This window comes from Microbacterium hydrocarbonoxydans, assembly GCF_011752045.1.
Taxonomy (GTDB): Bacteria; Actinomycetota; Actinomycetes; order Actinomycetales; family Microbacteriaceae; genus Microbacterium.
On record NZ_JAAKXW010000002.1, the window covers coordinates 213,494 to 227,905 of the forward strand.

Below are 14,412 nucleotides of genomic sequence, written 5' to 3' on the forward strand. Positions count from 1 at the left end.
CATCCATCGCTCCGCTCGGAACCCGAACACCACCGCCCGGTCGTTGAGCGAGCGAAGCGAGTCGAAACGCCCCTTCCGGAGCACGACTTCAGGTAAAGATTCCGGTCGTTGAGCGAGCGCAGCAAGTCGAAACGCGCTGCCGGAGGGGTTCGCCTCGCGGTCGTTGAGCGAGCGGAGCGAGTCGAAACGCCCCTTCCGACGTACGACACTAGGCTGCGGATGCTGCGGATGCATCAGGTGCGCAGCACCGGTCTTCGGGGTGGTTTCACCGGGACGGAGTGTCGCGGGGTGCGCCATCGCTGTTGCGGGTCCCACCACTCCGGACCCCGGATCCGCGGCAGGCCGTTGTTCATCCGGATCTCCCACCCGGAATGATCCAGCGACCGGTGATGCCACCAACACAACGGCACCCCATTGTCCGTATGAGTGGGCCCGCCCTTCGCGTGTTCGTGGACGTGATGGATCTCGCACCAGGATGCGGGGACGTGGCACCCGGGGATGAGACACTCCCGGTCGCGGGCGATGATCGCGCGTCTTTGGTGGACGGTGAACACCCGATCGGTCGTGGAGATCCCGATGATCCGGCCCTCGTCGAACAGCACCCGCTGAACCGCACCCGTACACGCCGTGTGCGCGGCCACGGACAACGGAACCGGAGTTTCCGCGCCCGGGATCGTCGCCCACCCCGTCCCAGTGGCGAGATCCTTCGCATCCACATGCACCACCAGGGTCGGGGCCGCGCCACCCAGCGACGGCATCTCCTCGTGGCGGGCGGCGATGCCCAACACGGCGGCGAGAGCGTCGTGACGCTTCTGCCCGGGCGTGCGGGCATCGATCAGGTTCCGCGGATCGGTATTGAACCTGTCCTCCCCCTCAGGGCCATCGAGGCCATCGGGGCCGGTATTGGCCTCGTCCTCGGCGGGCTCGAACCGCACCCCAGGAGCGGGAGCGCCGCCGACCTTCGGGTTGTTGTACGCGTCGGCGATCAACTGCCATGCCGCAGCGACCTCCGGGATCACGTTTCCGTGCACCGGATGCACGCCGTTGCGCAACCGCCCGACGGTGAAGTGCCGACGCGACTGCGCCTCCAAGTCCGAAGGCTCCGCCCCGTCGGGATCCAACCCCACCGCGAGAGCACTCGCGAACAGTGTCAAGTCCTCCGCCGATGCCCGCGGACCGTGACCGGACGCATCGCCGTCCGTGCCTGCAGTGGCGTCGTCTTCGACGTCGGCATTCGCGTTCACGTCGGTCGGGTCACCATCCGCGTCGTCGACGTCGGCATCCGCATCCGCATCCGCATCCGGGAGCTCCTCGCCCCGCGCGAACGCGGCGAGGTTCGCATCCGCCCACAGGCGCTCCTCCAGGCTGATCCGATCCCGCGCCGCCTCCACCGGCCCCACCGCAGCCAGCAGACCGGTCACGCCGACGGCACCGCCCAGGAGGGCTTCGCGCATCGCAGGCCAGCGAGCCGGCATCCGCTCCCCCGACACCAGACTCACCTCCCGCGCCACCGCGTCGGCAGCACGGATGATCCTCCCCGCCGTCGGCGCATCGACCAGGGTGGCGCGGCGGAGGAGTTCGTTCATCCCGCGGCATCCGAACCGGTGACCGAACTCCACATCCGCCGTCGCCACCACCTCCACCGTCGCCGCATCGGTCAACCTCGACACCTCGCCGAGACCCACCAGAAGCGCCGCGCGGTCGGCATCCGACAGCCCAGCGAGCGTGTCGCCGGACAGCAGCTCACGCAGGCCGGAAGCGACCTGGGTGACGAGAGCGGCGGGGCTGTTCATACCTCAATTCTGCCGAGGGCCACCGACATTGCGACGCCGGTTTCCCCAGATCGGAGATGCTTTTCCGACCTCGATTCCGGTCGCAGTTCGTGCGGGTGAAACCCCTGCGCTCCCACCCCGGCTGCGACCGGAACCACCGCGAGGCGGACTCCCCTCGGAAGGGCGTTTCGACTCGCTCCGCTCGCTCAACGACCGGACAAGACACAGGCGTTTCGACTCGCTCGCTCAACAGCCGCAACTCGGGCGCCGAGCGTTCATCCCGGCGTCGCGCCGCTCGCCCTTGAACCGCGGGCCGAAGCACCGGATCGGGCGAGATGCGGCGCGCCGGCGGCGCCATCCGCCCTCAGGTGGCGTCAGACCCCGTCAAGCACCGTCACCTGCGGGCGCACGGCCGAGGGGTCGTCGGCATCCGCCCGATCGGCATCCGCCCGATCGGCGTCCGCCCGATTGGCATCCGCTTCGTCAGCCGCCGGCTCACCGAGCTTCACGAGCACGACGCCGGCGAGCACCAGCGCGCCGCCGAGCGCCTGGATCGGACCGGGCACCTGGCCGAGCATGATCGCGCTGAACACCATGGCCGCGACGACCTCCGACAGGGCGACGAAGGAGGCGAGGCGCGAGCCGAGCCTGCGAGTCGACACGATGCCGAAGCTGTAGGCGAGGGCGGTGGAGATCACGCCGACGGCGAGCACGGGCACGAACCACGGCACCGTGACGAAGCGGAACTCGACGTCGGCGGTCGTCCACTCGAAGGGCAGCACCCCCACGAGGGCGGCGACCGTGAGGCCGAGCGATCCGATGAGCAGGCCGAGGCCGGCGAGCGCGATCGGCGGCAGTCCGGTGTCGCCCTTGCCGGACAGGATGAAGTAGGTGGCGGCGCCGACCATCGCCCCCATGGCGAAGAGGATGCCGCCCAGGTTCACCTGCGCGCCGGTGAGCACGTCGAGCATGAGGACGAGTCCGATGAACGCGATGCCCGCGCCGAGCAGGCTGCGCCTGGTGGGCCGCTCCCCCCTGCGGAACCAGAGCCAGAAGATCACCGCGATCGGGGCGGTGTACTCGATGAGCAGCGCGATGCCCACGTCCATCACCGCGACGGCCTGGAAGTAGCACAGCTGCGCGAGGGTGACGGCGAGGAGCCCGTAGAGCACGACCATGCCGGCGTGGCGACGCACGATGCCCCACTTGCCGCGCAGAGCCAGCAGCGTCGGTACGAGAAGGACCAGCGCCGCGACCCACATGCGCACGGTCACGGCAGCACCGGGCGACCAGCCGGCATCGATGAGGCCGCGGGCGAAGACGCCGGAGGTGCCGAAGGACAGCGCGGCGCCGAGTGCGAAGAGCAGCCCGGCGTTCATGCCGCGGCGCGGCGCGATTCGACGAGTGTCATCGACAACAGTGCTCATGACATGTGACGCTACTCCGGAGCCATGTAAGATGTCAACATGATCTTCACCGATGACACCGAAGACGCCCTCCGCGCCGCGGTCGGACTCGTGAACTCGGCGGAGGATCCCGACTCGCTCACCACCCGCGCCGAGGCCGACGCCTTCGTCGCGCAGTACCCGTACACCGGGCGCATCGACCACGACGATGCCGAGCTCGCCGCCCTGCGCGCACTGCGCCCGCGACTGCGAGCGATGCTCCTCGCTCCCCGCGACGAGATGGCCGAGCACGTGAACGCGGCGCTCTCCGAGGTCACGCTCACCGCGCAGCTGCGCCGGCACGACGGCCTCGACTGGCACCTGCACGCGATCGCCGACGATCGGCCGCTCGCCGAGCGCATCCTCGTCGAGACGGTGATGGCGCTCACCGACGTCATCCGCTCCGACGAGGGTTCGCGCATCACGATCTGTGCCGACGACACCTGCGAGGCGCTCGCCCTCGACCTGTCGCGCAACCGCTCCAAGCGCTACTGCTCCACGACCTGCGCGAACCGCAACGCCGTCGCCGCCTACCGTGCGCGCCGCGCCGAGGCCTGACCTCGTCCTGCGGATGCCGAAGCTCGTCGACGAGTGGATCGCTCAGCGCGACGGGAACCGCACGGATCCCGGCACGTCCACCTCGAGCACCTGATCGCGCCAGCGCACCCGATGACGCCCGGCCGCGCCGGGATGGGCGTCCTCGAGCCTCGCGGAGACGCCGTCCGGCCCCCAGGAGAGGTCGACGGTCACGCCCGGACGCGCCACGATGCCCCTGGCGCGTCCGGCGCCGAGGGATGCCGGCCAGGCGGGCAGCAGCTCGATCTCGCCGCGGTGGGACTGCACGAGCGTCTCGGCGATCGCGCCGACGAGGCCGAGATTGGCGTCGATCTGGAACGGCGGGTGCGCCGCGAACAGGTTGGGGTACAGGCCGCCGGAGAAGCCCCCGCGATCCTCCGACATGTCGCGCAGCAGCAGGGCGAGCAGGCGCTCGACCGCACCCGCGTCGCGCAGCCGCGCGCGGAGCGCGGCCTTCCAGACCAGCGACCAGCCGGTCGACTCGTCGCCGCGCAGGTCGAGCAGACGCGCCGCGGCGGCCGCGAGCGCCGCGGAGGGCTCGTCGGCGCCGGGGTAGAGGAACACCAGCGGCGAGACGTGGCGGTGGTGAGGGTCGGCGGCCGCCTCCTCCCCGCCCCACTCCGCGACGGCCCCCTGCGCGTCGAGGCGCAGGGGCTTGAGGCGCGACCGCGCGCGGGCCGCCCGTGCGACGAGCGCAGAGGAGTCCCCGGTCTCCGCGGCGAGCGCCGCGAACCGGTCGAGGAGCTGAGCGGCCAGCGTGAGATCCATCGCGGAGTCCGCAGACAGCCCCGATGTCCCGCCGGGCACCGTGAAGACGTTCTCCGGAGACGTCGACGGGGAGGTGCCGAGCATCCCGTCGCCGTCGGCCCGCAGCCAGTGCAGCGTGAACTCGACGGCGCCGCGCATCAAGGGTACGAGCCGGTCGCGCAGGCCGGCTGAGGCGCCGAACCGCAGGGAGTCGCAGAGCTGCACGAGCAGCCACACGCCCCCGAAGGGCCAGAAGACGTGGGCGGGGTCGTGACGGCCGTGTCCGATCTGCTGCGTGTACGCCCACGCGTCGGTGTTGTGGTGCAGCACCCAGCCCGGTGCGCCGTAGAGCCGCGCGGCGGTCTCCGCACCCCCGGCCGCGATGTGCTCGAGCAGGTCCATGACGGGCTCGAGGAGGCAGCTCAGCCCGGTGACGTCCGCGCCCCAGTAGTTCATCTGGAGGTTGATGTTCACGGTGTAGTTCGAGCTCCACACCGGGGGAAGGTCCTCGTTCCAGATGCCCTGGAGGGTGGCAGGCAGGCTGGCGGGGCGGGAGGAGCAGATGAGCAGGTAGCGGCCGTAGTGGAAGAGCAGGGCGGTCAGCGCCGGGTCCTCGGAGTCGCCCCTCTGCACGGCGGCCAGGCGCGAGGGGGTGTCCGCGTCGAGACCCTCCAGCTCGAGCTCGGCCCGGTCGTAGAGGGCGGCGTGCGCCGCGACGTGATCGCGGTGGAGGGCGGCCGCCGGGCGCGCGGCGGCTGCCGCGATCCTGGCGGAGGCCGCGGCGAGCGCCGTCGCCTCGTCTCCCTCCGGCGGGCGGCGAGGACCGGCGTAGGTCGTCCGCGCCGCCAGCACGAGACGGAGCACGCGGACACCCTCGAGCACGCCGTCGCGCTCCACCCCGTCGTGCTCGACGCGGCACGCCACGGCGGCCCGCAGCGACTCCCCCGCGTAGCTCACGGGGTCGGCCACGTCGTCGTGCGGGGGCGAGACGTCGGCCGGCAGCCGGATCGTGATCGACCGCAGCGGCCCCGTCCGAACGGCGCCGAGGAGCCGCAGCGGCGTCTCCAGGCCGATGCGCACCGCCACCGGCTCGGCGGCGGAGATCTCGTGCACGAGCACCCCGTCCGTCGCGCTGACCCAGGTCCGCCGAGTGATCCCGACGCCGCCGACCGCGCCGCGCGTCTCGTGGGTCGCCGTGCGCAGATCGAGCATCCGCTCGTACTCCGTCACCTCTCCTGCGACCCCGGAGATGTCGACGCGGAGGTCGGCGAGCGGCAGGTACGCCTGGGAATGCCGATGCTGGATGCCGCGCAGCGCCCTGTCGGCGTCGGCATGCCGGCCCTCGGCGATCGCGGCGCGCGCGGCCTCGATGGCGTCCGCTCCCGCGACCAGCGGCGGCATCCGCTCGCTGGCCGGAGAACCCGACCACGCCGTGTCGTCGTTGAGCGCGATCCGCTCCGACAGCAGGCCGCCGAAGCACATGGCGCCCAGGCTGCCGTCGCCCAGCGGCAGCGCCTCCACCCACTCGCGGGCAGGCTCGGGGTACCGCAGGACGTGCAGGCGGTCTCGGTGTTCGGACATCTCGCTCCTCATCCTCGTTGTGCACGGAGATCCCGTCGAACACTTCACAAACGATTATCGATTAGTGTAATCTCCCGAATGGCCCTCCCCCATGCATCAGGAAAGGATCAACGATGATCAAGGACCGCCTCCTCCCCGCCGTCGGCCTCGCCGCCTCGGTGCTCGCCCTGGCCGGCTGCTCCACCGGAGCCGCCGGCGGCGACCCCTCCTCCGACGAGGAGATCACGCTGCGCATGCTCGTGAACGTCACCCCCAACCTCACCGAGGAGTTCTGGAACGACCTCGTCGCGCCGTTCGAGGAGGAGAACCCGAACATCGACGTGGTCATCCAGAACCCGGGCGCCGAGGGCGTCGCGGCGGCCGTGCCGCGGCTGCTGGCCGCCGGCGACGCTCCCGACGTGGTGCAGTCGATCGCGCCGACCACCAAGCTGGCGCCCGAGCTCGTCGACCTCTCCCAGTACGAGTGGGCGGCCGAGGGGCCGCTCGCCGACCAGTACTCGATCGGCGGCAAGAACTACATGGCGGGCATCGGCTTCCAGCTGCAGAGCCTGTTCTTCTACAACAAGACCGCCTTCGCCGAGGCCGGCATCGACGAGCTGCCGACGACCGTCGACGAGCTCACCGAGGCGCTGGGCAAGCTGAAGGACGCCGGGTGGACTCCGATCCAGACCGGCGGCGACTGGATGACGAGCCACACCCTGCAGGCGCTCGCGCTCCCGACCGTGATCGCCGAGGACCCGACCTGGTTCCAGGACGTCTCCTCGGGCGAGGTCACGTTCGGCGAGACCTACGGCGACGCCATCGAGACCTACGCCGACTGGGTCGCCGCGGGCTACATCCCCACGGACGCCCTGGGCATCAAGTACCCCGACGCCGAGCAGGCCTTCCTGTCCGGCAAGACCGCCGTGTACTCCATGGGCAGCTGGTTCGCCGGCACGCAGGCGAAGGCGGCGGACTCCGCCGACATCGGGGTCTTCCGCGCCCCGGCGGCCGCTGCGAAGGACCAGCCGGCGATGGGCGCCAACATCGCCAGCCCCTACTCGATCCTCAAGGCGAGCAAGAACCAGGATGCCGCGGCGAAGCTCATCGAGTTCCTCGTCACCGACGAGAAGGCGGTCACCGACCAGCTCGCCGTCGACGGGAACTTCCGCGACGGGTACGAGTACGAAATGACGCCGCTCGGCGAGGAGCTGCTGCAGATCGTCGCGGACACTCCGGCGGACGCCTACACCCCCACCGGCGGCGGCTACGGCGAGCGCACCCTCCCCGACGGCTACTCCGGAGAGATCAACACGCAGACCCAGGCCCTGATCGGCGGCACCCCCGCCGCCGACGTCATCAAGGCCATGGACGACTGGTTCGCCGCCAACGCCGGCTGACCGCGACCGCGCCCGGGGCGGCTCCTCCCGCCCCGGGCGCATCCTCCGAAGGAAGGAGCGTCGACGCATGAGCTCGACCCTCGCCCCGCGCCGGCGCACAGCGCTGCAGCAGTGGCGGCATCGGCTGCCCGGCATCCTCATGGGCGGCCCGGCCGTGGCCGTCTTCATCGCCATGTTCGTGATTCCGATGATCCTCGCCGCCGTGCTGAGCTTCACCGACTGGAACGGCTACAGCCTGAACTTCTCGTTCGTCGGCTGGGACAACTACGCAAAGGCCTTCCGCAGCCCGCGGTCGGTGCAGGCGGCGATCTTCACCGGCATCATCGCCGTCGTCGGGACGATCCTCTGCAACGCCGTCGGCCTCGCCGTCGCGGCCCTCATCGCGGGGCCCGGGCGCGCGAACACCGTGCTGCGGACGATCTTCTTCTACCCCTACGTGATCAGCGCCCTCATCATCGGCTTCATCTGGTCGGCGATGCTCTCGCCGGACGGCGCGGTCAACGGCGTGCTCGGTGCGATCGGGCTGCCCGCGATGCCGTTCCTCACCGACCCCGCGTTCGCGAAGGCGAGCGTGATCTTCACCATCGTGTGGTCGCACTTCGGCTTCAACATGATCCTGTTCCTCGCCGGCATCAAGTCCGTGCCCGCCGAGTACTACGAGGCGGCGACCGTCGACGGCGCCACCCGCTGGCAGCAGTTCCGCTCGATCACCCTGCCGCTGATCGCCCCGGTCTTCACGGTGAACCTCGTGCTGACACTCGTCGGGCTGCTGAAGGCCTACGACGTCGTGCTGTCGCTCACCGACGGCGGGCCGGCCGGCTCCACGCAGACCATCGTCTACCAGATCCTCAAGGACTCCTTCGCGAACTCCGCGCTGGGCTTCGGCGCCGCGCAGTCGATGGTGCTCCTCGTCGTCACCGCGATCATCGGCCTCGCCGTCACGCTGGTGCGCCGCCGTTCCGAGCAGAAGGCGACCGACTGATGAAGCAGACCCGCAACCGCCCCGCCCTCGTGGTCAGCGCCGTCCGCTGGATCGTGCTCGCCGTCCTCGCGATCACGATGCTGATCCCGATGTACACGATGCTGATCAACGCGTTCAAGCCGCAGGCCGACATCATCGAGAACCCGCTGCTCATCACCCCGCAGAGCTTCACGTTCGACTACCTCTGGGCCGCGATCACGAGCAGCCGGTTCAACGTGATCGCCGCCTACGGCATCACCCTGCTCTTCGTGCTCCTGGTGAACGTCTGCTGCATCGCGCTCGCGGCCCCGGTGGCCTACGTGATCGCCCGCGGGCGCTCGAAGTGGCACCTGGGCCTGCTGCTGCTGTTCGTGTCGGGACTGTTCATCCCCGGGCAGGTCACGCTCATCCCCGTGGTGTTCGTGCTCCGCGTCCTCGGGCTGATCAACACGATCCCCGGGTTCATCCTGTTCGAGACGGCGGCGACGCTCCCCGTGACGATCTTCCTGTTCACCGCCTACCTGCGCAGCGTCCCCCGCGACATCGACGAGGCGGCCGCCCTCGACGGCGCCGGCCCCGTCCGCGCGTTCTGGTCGTGCATCTTCCCGATCATGAGGCCGGTCGTCGCGACGATCGTCGTGCTGAACTCGATCGGCGTCTGGAACGACTTCGTCAGCCCGCAGATCATCCTCGGGCCGAGTTCGGGGATCTACACGGTGACGACGGGCGTGTACGCGGCCGTCGGCCAGTTCTCCACCGACTACACGCAGGTGTTCCCCACCCTGCTGCTCGCCGTGCTGCCCGCCATGGTGTTCTTCATCGTGATGCAGCGCCACATCATCGGCGGCCTCGTCGCCGGCGCCACGAAGGGCTGACGATGACCGACTCCTTCACCAGCCCGCTGCGCGCCGTCCCGGCGTGGGCGGTGCTGCAGCGACGCCTCTTCGCCGAGATCGAGGAGGCGAGGAAGGTGTTCCGCGACCGCTACACCCTCCCGGACGGACGCCTGCGCGGCGTCGCCGAGTTCGTCGACCGCGACGGCGTCGACGACCTGTACGAGCCCTTCTTCAACTGGCCGGCGTTCTATCTCCTCGGCGGCGCCGACGAGGCGCTCGCGGACGCGAAGCGGCACTGGGAGGGGGTGACCGCGCAGCTCACGGAAGCGGGCATGCTCACCGACGAGTACGACAACGGCTACGACTGGTTCCACCAGGGCGAGTCCCTGCTGCTCCTCGCCGGCCTGTGCGCCGCCGATCCGGCCGACGACGCCTTCGCGGCGCGCGCCGCGAGGTTCGCCGCCCTGTTCACCGACCCCGCGCACGGCAACTACGATCCGGTTCGCAACATCATCCGTGCCCCGCACAACGGCGCCCTCGGGGCGCGCGACGGGCTCGACGACGTCGTGGTCCCGTACTCCGCCGACCGCGCGGAGATGCGCCCGTACGGACTGCCGATCCAGGGTCTGGACGGCATCCGCACCTGGGACGACCTCGCAGATCCCGAGAACGCCCGGCGGATGGCTGCCGAGATGAACCGGCGCGCCGCGGGCGACGTCGCCGTGAACCTGGCCGCCACCTCGCTCGCGGCGAACCGCTGGCTGTACGACGGCGACGAGGAGTCCGCCGCCTGGGTGCGCCGGTACGTGGAGGGATGGATCGCCCGCGCCGAGGGCGGGATGCTGCCCGACAGCGTCGGCCCCGACGGCGTCGCCGGCTCCCTCCAGGAGGGCCGCTGGTGGGGCGGCCACTACGGCTGGACCTGGCCGCACGGCCTGCACTCGGTCGGCATGAGCGCCCTGATCGGCGCGCTCAACCACGCGCTCGTGACCGGGGACGACCGCGCGCTCGATCTCGTCCGCACGATGCTCGGCACCGTCCTCGCGCAGGCGCGGCCGGGCAGCGCCGCCGAGAGCACCTACAGCCTCCGCGGCGGCTGGCTGGCCCGGCTGGGCGCGGCGGCGTCCGAACCCGGACTGCTCGTTCCCTACCGCTACGGCGTCGACGGGTGGTTCGACCACGGCCCCCTGCAGCTCGACCTGCCGACCTGGCTGTGGTGGTGGTCGCGCTCCGACGCCGATCGCGCCCTGCTGCAGCGCGCGATCGACGCGCTGCCGGCCTCCGCCGACCCCGTGGCCCCCTTCCGCGACAAGGAGGAGGCCGGGCACGAGGCCGGCTGGATCCGCTTCCTCGACGGCCGCCTGCCGGACTACCCGGAGCGGGCCCTGGAGATGGCCCTGGGCCAGGTGGCGCGGCGCACGGCGATGATGCTGGGCGACGACCAGGACCCGGATGCCGCGCACCTGCACTTCTGGCAGCGCGTGAACCCCGTCGTCACCGAGGTCCTCACCCAGCTCGTCGCCGGCGCGCCGCAGGTGCTGTACAACGGCGGGCTGGGATTCACCGCCCTGCGCTACGAGGACGTCGACCGCGGCCGCCCCGGTCTCCCCGAGGACGTCGCGGCCGTGGTGCACCGCCTCGACGCGGACGGCGCCGGCGTGCGGCTCGTCAACACCTCGACCGTGCACGCGCGCACCGTCCGGCTCCGCGGCGGGCGCTTCGGCCTCGACCGCATCGTCGCCGTCACCGCCTCGTTCGAGGAGCCCGGCGGGTACCCCGGCGCCTCCGGCAGCTACGCCGCCCCGGTCGGAGCGACCCGCACCCGCACGTGGGAGTGCGACGACGACCTCGTGGTCGCACTCCCTCCGGCGCACGGCGCCGACCTCGACCTGACCATCGCGCGCGCGACCGGCTCGCCGCGCCATCTCGCCATCGGAGGAGCCGCATGAGCACCGAACTGATCCGCCCCGACTTCGCCCTTCCGGTGCGCGGAGCCGCCTACGACCGCGCGCCGGCCGAGGTGCTCGACTCCTTCTCGGCGATCTCGTCGGCCACCGCCTGCGCCAAGCTGCACGAGCTCGGCATCCGTCGCAGCTACATCGACGGGCCCGAGCCGCTCACGACCGGTCAGCGCGTCGTGGGGTCCGCGCTGACCCTGCAGTTCATGCCGCAGCGGGAGGACATGGCGTCGGGCGCGGGGCAGGAGTACGCCGAGCGGCACACCGCGCTGTGGCACGTGCTCGAGGCCGTGCAGCCGGGGGACGTGCTCGTGATCCAGTCGTACGGCAGCCGGTTCTCCGGCTGCATCGGCGACATCCTCGCCCGCTACTTCGCCCGCAAGGGCGGTGCCGGCATCGTCGTCGACGGGCGCATCCGCGACGCGGGGCGCATCCGCGAGCTCGGGATCCCGGTGTGGTCCACCGGCACGACCCCGCACTACGCCTCACAGTCCGAGCTCGTCCCCTGGGCCTACGACGTGCCCGTCGCCGTGGGCGGCGCGCTGTGCATGCCGGGCGACCTCGTCGTCGCCGACGACGACGGCCCCGTCGTCGTGCCGAAGGCGATGGCGCCGCGCGTCGTGGAGTCCGCGCGCGATCATGAGGAGTGGGAGGTCTTCAGCCGCCTCCGTCTCGACGGCGGCGCCCGGCTGAGCGACTACTACCCGCTCACGCCCGACAGCCGCGAGGAGTACGAGACATGGCGCACCGCGCAGAGCTCCGTCCGCTGAGCCCCGGCGTCGCGGTCCGGGAGGGGGTCGGCCTCGGCTGCGCGCCGATCGGCAACCTCTTCACGCCGGTGACGGATGCCGACGCCGTGGCGACCGTGGAGCGCGCGCTCTCCCGCGGCGTGCGCCTCTTCGACACGGCGCCGCTCTACGGCTCCGGTGAGAGCGAGCGCAAGCTGGGCCTCGCCCTCCCGGGCGTGCCGCGCGACGACGTCGTCATCGCGACGAAGGTCGGCCGGCTGCTCGTCGATGCCGAGGGACGGCCGGTGACGGGTGCGGCGAGCGGTCACGACTCCGTCGCCGATCTCAGCCGCGACGGCGTGTGGCGGAGCCTCGAGGGCAGTCTCGCGCGGCTCGGCGTCGACCGCATCGACGTGCTGCACCTGCATGATCCGCTCGACGTGGACGCCGCCGTCGCCGGCGCCCTCCCCGCGCTGGCGGAGCTGCGGGAGCAGGGCGTCGTGCGGGCGATCAGCGTCGGGCTCGGCCGGCTCGACCCGCTGGAGCGCTACGCCGCGGAGGCGCCCCTCGACGTGCTGATGGAGGCGGGCCGGCTCACCCTTCTCGACCGCACGGCGCAGGAGCGGCTCCTGCCGATCGCGGCGTCACGCGGGATCGGCGTCATCGCCGCAGGGGTGTTCAACTCCGGCATCCTCGTCGACCCGGTGGCCTCCCCGTACTACGAGTACAAGCCGGCCCCGGCCGAGGTCCGCGCCCGCGCCCTGCGCCTGCGCGACCTCTGCCGCGCCCACGGGGTGCGCCTGGCCGATGCGGCCGTGCAGTTCCCGCTGCGCGCAGGAGCGGATGCCGTGGTCGTCGGCGCGCGCACGCCCGAGGAGGTCGACGCCTTCGTCGACGGCCTCGACGCCGCGGTGCCGGAGCCGCTGTGGGCGGAGCTGGATGCCGCTGCGGCCTGACCCGCGCATCGTCGACGCGCACGTCCACGTCTGGGACGTGCGCGCGTTCCCCCTCCCCTGGTTCCGCGACGATCTCGGCCTTCCCCGCGCCGCCGCCGCCGGCGACCTCCGCGCGGCGGCCGCCGCGGCCGGCGTCGAGGCGGCGATCGCGGTGCAGGCCGCCGACTCGCTCGCCGAGGCCCGCTGGCTCGCCGCACTCGCCGGCGGCGATCCCCTGATCCGCCGCGCCGTGCTGCAGTACGCGCCGGCGCCCGCAGCCCCGAGCGGACGCACCTCCGCCGCCCTCTCCCCCGCGGTCGCCGGGTTCCGGGCGGCGGTGCCGCAGTGCGCCGCCGATCTCGCCGACGTGGCCGGGCTCGACGCCCTGGCCGCCTTCCTCGGTGGCACGGGCGGGGTGCTCGAGATGCTCGTGCGCCCCGAGCAGCTCCCCGCGGTCGCGGCCCTCTCGCGCCGGCATCCGGCCGCACGCATCGTGATCTGCCATCTCGGCCTGGGTGCCGGCCGGGCGGATGCCGCGTGGTTCTCGGCCCTGGCGGTCGCCGCGTCCGCGCCGGGGGTGTCCGCGAAGGTCTCCGGCCTCGATCTCCCCGCACGCGCCGGGGCCGGATCCCGGGAGGTCGTCACGGCGGCGTTCGAGGCGTTCGGCGCCGACCGCCTGATGTTCGGCAGCGACTGGCCGATGTCGGTGCGCCGGTGCGGCTACGACGACGTGATCGCGGCGACGATCGACGCGATGCCCGCACTGGACCCGGCCGCCTCCGCCGCCTTCTGGGCCGGCACGGCGACCCGGCTGTACGCGCTCTAGCCGTCGAGCAGCGTGCCGGCGGCGTGGCTGCGGAACAGCGCGGATGCCGCCTCGGGGTCGCCGGCGTCGAGGACGTCGAGCAGCCCCCGGTGCCATTCCGCGACCTCGTGCCAGTCGCCGGTGAAGCGGGGGTCCCCGAGGACGTGCATGACGCGCAGGCTCGGCTCCAGGAGGTCCCACATCCGCGGCAGATAGGCGTTCCCGCTGGCCTCGATCACGGCGCGGTGGAAGGCGAAGTCGAGCTCGCGGAAGCGCGCGAGATCCGTGCTCTCCGCGGCGTCGTGCATCTGCTCGATGAGCCCGGTGAGCAGTGCGCGCGTCTCGGCGCCGAGGGCCCCGCAGGCCAGTCGCCCGGCGAGGCCCTCGAGCTCGACCCGCGCGACCTTGGCCTGCTCGGCCTCCTCGGCGGAATAGCTGGCGACGAAGTTGCCCTGATGCCGCACGTGCGAGACGAGGCCCTCGTGGGCGAGGCGCTTGAGCGCGTCGCGCACGGGAGCCTGGCTGACCTGCAGCTGGCGCGCCAGCTGCGACTCCACCAGCTGCTCGCCCGGGGCGAGCGTGGAGTCCTTGATCATCGCCTTGATCATCGCGTAGATCTGATCGGACAGCAGCCCGCGCTGCAGTCCGGCAGTGGCCAGAGCATCCGTCATGTTCCCAGTGTACTTTCG

Annotated in this window: 12 protein-coding genes; 8 read left to right on the forward strand and 4 right to left on the reverse strand. The window is 71.9% G+C overall.

Annotated features, from left to right (window positions below; genetic code table 11):
* Positions 1–233: 233 nt before the first annotated feature.
* Positions 234–1,793, reverse strand: coding sequence for an HNH endonuclease signature motif containing protein (locus tag G6G98_RS09290; RefSeq protein ID WP_164234710.1), 1,560 nt, complete (start codon positions 1,791–1,793; stop codon positions 234–236).
* A 353-nt stretch (positions 1,794–2,146) separates the two neighbouring features.
* A complete protein-coding gene (locus tag G6G98_RS09295) occupies positions 2,147–3,199 on the reverse strand; it encodes an EamA family transporter (protein ID WP_164234709.1) in 1,053 nt (350 codons plus the stop codon).
* A gap of 39 nt (positions 3,200–3,238) precedes the next feature.
* Between G6G98_RS09295 and G6G98_RS09300 the strand changes: the two genes are divergently transcribed.
* A complete protein-coding gene (locus tag G6G98_RS09300; protein WP_164234708.1) occupies positions 3,239–3,775 on the forward strand; it encodes a CGNR zinc finger domain-containing protein in 537 nt (178 codons plus the stop codon).
* 42 nt (positions 3,776–3,817) lie between these two features.
* Here the strand turns inward: G6G98_RS09300 and G6G98_RS09305 are convergent, their stop codons facing one another.
* Positions 3,818–6,121: a glycoside hydrolase family 95 protein gene (locus tag G6G98_RS09305; protein ID WP_164234707.1), complete on the reverse strand. Its 2,304-nt coding sequence runs from the start codon at positions 6,119–6,121 to the stop codon at positions 3,818–3,820.
* Positions 6,122–6,234: 113 nt separating this feature from the next.
* On the opposite strand from G6G98_RS09305, the gene G6G98_RS09310 reads away from it, so the two are divergent.
* The 7 genes from G6G98_RS09310 (at position 6,235) to G6G98_RS09340 (ending at position 13,744) form a co-directional block, all read left to right on the forward strand.
* The gene (locus G6G98_RS09310; protein WP_164234706.1) at positions 6,235–7,500 is read left to right on the forward strand and encodes an ABC transporter substrate-binding protein; all 1,266 of its coding nucleotides are present in this window, start codon (positions 6,235–6,237) and stop codon (positions 7,498–7,500) included.
* Between the two features lie 67 nt (positions 7,501–7,567).
* On the forward strand, positions 7,568–8,482 hold the full coding sequence (locus G6G98_RS09315) for a carbohydrate ABC transporter permease (RefSeq protein ID WP_067347409.1): 915 nt from the start codon (positions 7,568–7,570) through the stop codon (positions 8,480–8,482).
* Positions 8,482–9,336, forward strand: a complete 855-nt coding sequence (locus tag G6G98_RS09320) for a carbohydrate ABC transporter permease (protein ID WP_067347413.1) — start codon at positions 8,482–8,484, stop codon at positions 9,334–9,336. The genes G6G98_RS09315 and G6G98_RS09320 overlap by 1 nt, the downstream gene beginning before the upstream one ends.
* A 2-nt stretch (positions 9,337–9,338) precedes the next feature.
* Positions 9,339–11,246 carry a hypothetical protein gene (locus G6G98_RS09325; RefSeq protein ID WP_243842071.1) on the forward strand — a complete coding sequence of 636 codons (1,908 nt, stop codon included), beginning with the start codon at positions 9,339–9,341 and terminating at the stop codon, positions 11,244–11,246.
* A complete protein-coding gene (locus tag G6G98_RS09330; RefSeq protein WP_164234705.1) occupies positions 11,243–12,025 on the forward strand; it encodes a ribonuclease activity regulator RraA in 783 nt (260 codons plus the stop codon). The genes G6G98_RS09325 and G6G98_RS09330 overlap by 4 nt, the downstream gene beginning before the upstream one ends.
* Entirely contained in the window at positions 11,995–12,939 is a 945-nt protein-coding gene (locus tag G6G98_RS09335) for an aldo/keto reductase (RefSeq protein WP_067347423.1), read from the forward strand. The genes G6G98_RS09330 and G6G98_RS09335 overlap by 31 nt, the downstream gene beginning before the upstream one ends.
* The gene (locus G6G98_RS09340; protein WP_164234704.1) at positions 12,923–13,744 is read left to right on the forward strand and encodes an amidohydrolase family protein; all 822 of its coding nucleotides are present in this window, start codon (positions 12,923–12,925) and stop codon (positions 13,742–13,744) included. The genes G6G98_RS09335 and G6G98_RS09340 overlap by 17 nt, the downstream gene beginning before the upstream one ends.
* Here G6G98_RS09340 and G6G98_RS09345 read toward each other — a convergent pair.
* Positions 13,741–14,394 (reverse strand): GntR family transcriptional regulator, encoded by a 654-nt coding sequence (locus G6G98_RS09345; protein WP_084788116.1) that lies wholly within the window; start codon positions 14,392–14,394, stop codon positions 13,741–13,743. The genes G6G98_RS09340 and G6G98_RS09345 overlap by 4 nt on opposite strands.
* Positions 14,395–14,412 lie beyond the last annotated feature (18 nt).

Bases quoted from the DNA above. Each gene is read 5' to 3' on its own strand.
- G6G98_RS09290 (WP_164234710.1), bottom strand. From the start codon at position 1,793: ATGAACAGCCCCGCCGCTCTCGTCACCCAGGTCGCTTCCGGCCTGCGT.
- G6G98_RS09295 (WP_164234709.1), bottom strand. From the start codon at position 3,199: ATGAGCACTGTTGTCGATGACACTCGTCGAATCGCGCCGCGCCGCGGC.
- G6G98_RS09300 (WP_164234708.1), top strand. From the start codon at position 3,239: ATGATCTTCACCGATGACACCGAAGACGCCCTCCGCGCCGCGGTCGGA.
- G6G98_RS09305 (WP_164234707.1), bottom strand. From the start codon at position 6,121: ATGTCCGAACACCGAGACCGCCTGCACGTCCTGCGGTACCCCGAGCCT.
- G6G98_RS09310 (WP_164234706.1), top strand. From the start codon at position 6,235: ATGATCAAGGACCGCCTCCTCCCCGCCGTCGGCCTCGCCGCCTCGGTG.
- G6G98_RS09315 (WP_067347409.1), top strand. From the start codon at position 7,568: ATGAGCTCGACCCTCGCCCCGCGCCGGCGCACAGCGCTGCAGCAGTGG.
- G6G98_RS09320 (WP_067347413.1), top strand. From the start codon at position 8,482: ATGAAGCAGACCCGCAACCGCCCCGCCCTCGTGGTCAGCGCCGTCCGC.
- G6G98_RS09325 (WP_243842071.1), top strand. From the start codon at position 9,339: ATGACCGACTCCTTCACCAGCCCGCTGCGCGCCGTCCCGGCGTGGGCG.
- G6G98_RS09330 (WP_164234705.1), top strand. From the start codon at position 11,243: ATGAGCACCGAACTGATCCGCCCCGACTTCGCCCTTCCGGTGCGCGGA.
- G6G98_RS09335 (WP_067347423.1), top strand. From the start codon at position 11,995: ATGGCGCACCGCGCAGAGCTCCGTCCGCTGAGCCCCGGCGTCGCGGTC.
- G6G98_RS09340 (WP_164234704.1), top strand. From the start codon at position 12,923: ATGCCGCTGCGGCCTGACCCGCGCATCGTCGACGCGCACGTCCACGTC.
- G6G98_RS09345 (WP_084788116.1), bottom strand. From the start codon at position 14,394: ATGACGGATGCTCTGGCCACTGCCGGACTGCAGCGCGGGCTGCTGTCC.